Annotated in this window: 5 protein-coding genes and 1 pseudogene; 1 reads left to right on the top strand and 5 read right to left on the bottom strand. The window is 70.5% G+C overall.

The features are described 5' to 3' along the window. Together IY392_RS14370 and IY392_RS14365 are read right to left on the bottom strand one after the other, a co-directional pair. Nucleotides 1–793, bottom strand: a 793-nt coding sequence (locus tag IY392_RS14370; protein ID WP_194861577.1) for an SRPBCC domain-containing protein, incomplete at its 3' end; no start/stop codon positions are given. Continuing rightward, entirely contained in the window at nt 786–1,514 is a 729-nt protein-coding gene (locus IY392_RS14365; RefSeq protein ID WP_182627052.1) for a helix-turn-helix domain-containing protein, read from the bottom strand. The genes IY392_RS14365 and IY392_RS14370, both read right to left, overlap by 8 nt. Before the next feature lie 184 nt (nt 1,515–1,698). Between IY392_RS14365 and IY392_RS14360 the strand changes: the two genes are divergently transcribed. Beyond that, entirely contained in the window at nt 1,699–2,628 is a 930-nt protein-coding gene (locus IY392_RS14360; protein WP_228549439.1) for an amidohydrolase family protein, read from the top strand. 114 nt (nt 2,629–2,742) lie between these two features. On the opposite strand, the pseudogene recR reads toward IY392_RS14360, so the two are convergent. The 3 genes and pseudogenes from recR to IY392_RS14345 all read right to left on the bottom strand — a co-directional run. Then, nucleotides 2,743–3,348 (bottom strand): annotated as a pseudogene (gene recR / locus IY392_RS14355) (recombination mediator RecR); the annotation flags it as partial. Nucleotides 3,349–3,430: 82 nt separating this feature from the next. Continuing rightward, a complete protein-coding gene (locus IY392_RS14350) occupies nt 3,431–3,766 on the bottom strand; it encodes a YbaB/EbfC family nucleoid-associated protein (protein WP_017836347.1) in 336 nt (111 codons plus the stop codon). A gap of 113 nt (nt 3,767–3,879) precedes the next feature. Continuing rightward, the coding region (locus IY392_RS14345) for a hypothetical protein (RefSeq protein ID WP_194861576.1) at nt 3,880–4,100 on the bottom strand (221 nt) is incomplete at its 5' end.

Raw genomic sequence — 4,100 nt, 5'->3', positions numbered from 1 at the left:
GTCCGGGCTCCTGCGGCGAACCGCCCTCGCCCGGCTCCGTCGGGTCGGCAGACGGCGGGAACAGCGAGTCGGTCCAGCGCTGCCACCCAGCGGTGAGCGCGTCGCGGTCGAGCCCCTCGCCGTAGTAGTAGTGGGTGACGGTCACCATGCCCCACGCGCCGTCGCCGCTGAAGAAGTGGACCCCCCGGTCGCTGCGGATCCCGAGATTCCCCGGTTCCGCCACCACCACTACGCCGTCGATCGGCTCGAGCCCCTCGGGTGTCAGGTGCACGGTGTCGCCGACCGCCAGCTGCCGGTCGATGCCCAGCGCGTCGTTGAACAGCGACCAGATGCCGTCCTTGTCGAGGTCGCTGAACGCGATGATCGACACGGTGGCCGGCGGCAGACCGCGGAAATGGTCGAAATAGCGTCGGAGGTTCGACAGGAAGCCGTCCCAGCCCCGGCTGTGGTACTCGGCCTCCCAGTCCTCGCCGGTGATCCCGCTGTGGATGAGCCGCAGCACTGCTCCAGAACCGTCGCGGCCCTCGACGAGGAATTCCACGACCTGCGGGTCCCCGTCCGCGGAGGACGCGTATCGCCGCCCGGGCTCCCATTCCCTGACCGTGGCCTCGGAGACGTTCCCGGAGCCGAAGTCGGACACCACGCGGGCTCCCACTCCCCCTTCCGGCGGGTCGAACCGGTGCGGTACGAACCAGCACGCCATGCCCTCACCCGTGGCCACGGCCTCCCACACCTCCTCCGGGGTGGCGTCGAGCTCGATGGACTTCTCGATCCGTTTGTGCTGGTCAGACATCGTTCTTCTCCTCTTGGTGCATTGCGGGACTGTCGGGCGAAGCGCTGTCGGGCGTGGAGCTGCGGGATGTGTGACTGCTGGACGGGGTGGGGCGGCCGGGTGCGGAGTCGCCGGGTGCGGAGCTGCCCGCGGTGTCTCCGGTCCCGGGCGGGACGGCGTGCATCCCCAGGACGAGGCGGTGTCGGCGGCCCCCCTCGGCGGAGTCGTCGTGGTATCTGGACACCAGCCTGGTGACGGCGTCCGTGAGTTCGTCCGCGAATGCCGCGCGGTCGGCCGGGGTGGCGAACCGCACCTCGCCGTCGAGGCCGAACGTCCCGACCTGCTTGCCGGTCCGGCGCGCGCCCCCCACCAGCTCACCCACCTCGCGCACCATGCGCGAGGCCAGCGCGAGCAGCCATCGTGGCGACGCCTGGTCGGGGTCGGTGCTCACGGCGGGCTGGACCCGCCCCATCACCCCCGGAGAGACGACGAACGACGACGACGAGGCCCTGAGGATCCGTTCGGTGACGTTGCCCCGCCGCCGCTCCTCGACCAGTTCGACCAGCCCGTGCTTCTCGAGTTGCCGCAGGTGATAGTTGAGCTTCTGCCTCGGGACGCCGAGGCGAGCCGCGAGCGTGGTGGCGGACCCCGGTTCGGCGAGTTCGGCCAGCAGACGAGTACGCATGGGGGCCAGCGCGGCGGTGGCCGCCTCCGCGCTGTCGATCACTCCGATGTCCTGCACGCCCGGCCTCCTGTCTCCAACGACCTCGAGCCCTCTCTCCTGCCCACCCTGCTACCGACAAACTTTCTTGTCAAGAAGGATTTCTCCGCCGGTGCGCGGTGAGGGTCACCGACAGCGGGGTGCGTACCGCGGGTACGGGCCACAACACACCGGACCGATGCAGCACTGGCCTACGCTCGGGTCCATGTGCATCCACCACGGCACCGCCACCCTCACCGGGCCCGTGACCCCTCCCGATCCCGCGCGAGAGGCAGCGCGCGTGCGCGCCCTGTGGGAACCGCTGGGTCTACCCGGGATCATCGACGTCCACACACACTTCATGCCCGAGCGGGTGATGGCCAAGGTGTGGGACTACTTCGACGGCGCCGGCCCGAAGGTCGGGCGGACGTGGCCGATCACCTACCGGGAGGCCGAGGACGAGCGGGTCGAGCGCCTGAGGTCCTACGGGGTCCTGGCGTTCTCATCCATGCTGTACCCGCACAAGGCGGACATGGCGGCGTGGCTCAACTCGTGGTCCGCGGACTTCGCGGCACGGCACCCCGACTGCCTGCACACCGCGACGTTCTTCCCCGAGCCGGCCGCCGGCGAGTACGTTCGGGACGCCATCGAGTCCGGGGCCCGGGTGTTCAAATCGCACATCCAGGTGGGCGAGTACGACCCGCGCGACCCACTGCTGGACCCCGTGTGGGGTCAGTTGTCCGAGGCGCGGGTGCCGACGGTGATCCACTGCGGCAGCGGCCCCGTGGCGGGGCCTTTCACGGGCCCGGAACCGATCGCCGGCGTGCTTGAGCGTTACCCGGAGGTGCCGCTGATCATCGCCCACATGGGCATGGGAGAGTACTCGGGGTTCCTGGACCTGGCGGAGAGGTACAGCGCCGTCTACCTGGACACGACCATGGCGTTCACCGACTTCGTCGAGGAGATCACCCCGTTCCCCGACTCCGAGCGCGGGCGGCTCGTCGATCTGGAGCACAAGATCCTGCTGGGGACCGACTTCCCCAACATCCCCTACCCGTTCGCGCACCAACTCGACGCGCTCGCGGGCCTCGGGTTGGGGGATGACTGGCTACGGTCGGTGTGGCACGGTAACGCCGCGAGGCTCTTCGACCTCTGACAGGTCGGGCGACGACTGGGGGGCCAGCTGGGGTTCCGGCTGGCGTTCCGGGGCCTCCGTCTGTTCCGGACGGAGCACGCCCCCTGACCGCGTGGGCTGGGAGGGGCCACCCGAGAGGATCCGGCGGCCGGACAACGCGCTACCCAGGGTCAGTTCGTCCGCGAATTCGAGATCCGCACCCATGGGCAGGCCCGAGGCCAGGCGGCTCACCACGAGTTCGGGGAACGGCCGCAGCAGCCGTGCGAGGTATGTCGACGTGGCCTCGCCGGTGGTGTTGGGGTCGGTCGCGATGATGATCTCCGCGATCTCCTCGCCCTCGAACTCCTGACCGACCCGCCTCATCAGGCCCGCGATCCGCAGTTCGTTGGGGCCGATGCCGTTGAGGGGGTCGAGCGCGCCACCGAGCACGTGGTAGAGCCCGCGGAACTCGCGGGTGCGCTCGATGGCCTCGATGTCCTTGGGCTCTTCGACCACGCAGATGAGAGTGGGATCGCGTCGCGGGTCCGAGCAGATGCGGCAGCGTTCGCCCGCCGCCACGGTGCCGCAGACCTCGCAGTAGGAGACGCCGTCGACCACCGCCTGCAGCGCCGAACGCAGCCGCTCCACCGACTCGGGCTCCGCCTGCAGGAGGTGGAAGGCCAGCCGCTGCGCGGACTTCGGACCGACGCCCGGCAGTTTGCCGAGCTCATCGATCAGGTTCTGGACTGGTCCCTCGTACATCGCCGTTCCTGTGCTGTGTTGGTGCCGGCGTCGGTTGCGACACCGGGAGGCGGGTTCCGGACCTCCCCGGATCCCGCCGGGCTCACATGCCCAGGCCACCCATCATGTCGCCGAGGCCACCACCGGAGGCCAGCGGGCCGAGCCGCGACTCCGCGAGCTGCTGGACCTTGGTGTGGGCGTCACCGAAGGCACCCACGAGCAGGTCCTGCAGAGTCTCGATGTCCTCGGGGTCCACGACCTTGGGGTCCACGGTGACCCCGGTGACCTCTCCGGTGCCGCGCATGGTGACGGTGACGAGACCGCCACCGGCCTGACCGTCGACCGTGGTCGCGGCGATCTCCTGCTGCGCCTGGGCGAGCTGGGCCTGCATCTGCTGGGCCTGCTCGAGGAGGGCGTTCATGTCGGGTCCGGGCTGCATGTCGGGTCCTTTCGGCTGGTGCCTCATCTGAGCCGGGGCGGCCCCGGTCGGTCGGGATCCAGGGTAACCGCACCCTCGGACAGCGTGCCCCGCCGCGCGGCGGGCCGAGCCGCTCAGCGCTCGAGTGGCCGGGCCCCGAGATGCTCCCTGAGTAACTGGAGCGCGATGTCCTCGCCGGTCCGGTGATCAAGGTTCTGGGGTCCGCTGCGGGCCTCGTCCACCATCTCCTCCTCGCTCACCGGGGGTGGCGGCGGGCCGTCGGGCTCCCCGGCCTCCGGCTCGGGCTCCTCCGGCGGCGGCGGGATGTCGTCGTACCCGCCCCCGGGCGCTCCAC

Origin of the sequence: Dietzia sp. SYD-A1 (genome assembly GCF_015356725.1) — a bacterium.
In the GTDB taxonomy this organism is placed as follows: domain Bacteria; phylum Actinomycetota; class Actinomycetes; order Mycobacteriales; family Mycobacteriaceae; genus Dietzia.
This window is presented reverse-complemented; position numbering and strand designations above follow the sequence as displayed.

What these genes read in the sequence shown, in the direction of transcription:
- IY392_RS14360 (WP_228549439.1), top strand. Translation starts at nt 1,699, where the DNA reads ATGTGCATCCACCACGGCACCGCCACCCTCACCGGGCCCGTGACCCCT.
- IY392_RS14350 (WP_017836347.1), bottom strand. Translation starts at nt 3,766, where the DNA reads ATGCAGCCCGGACCCGACATGAACGCCCTCCTCGAGCAGGCCCAGCAG.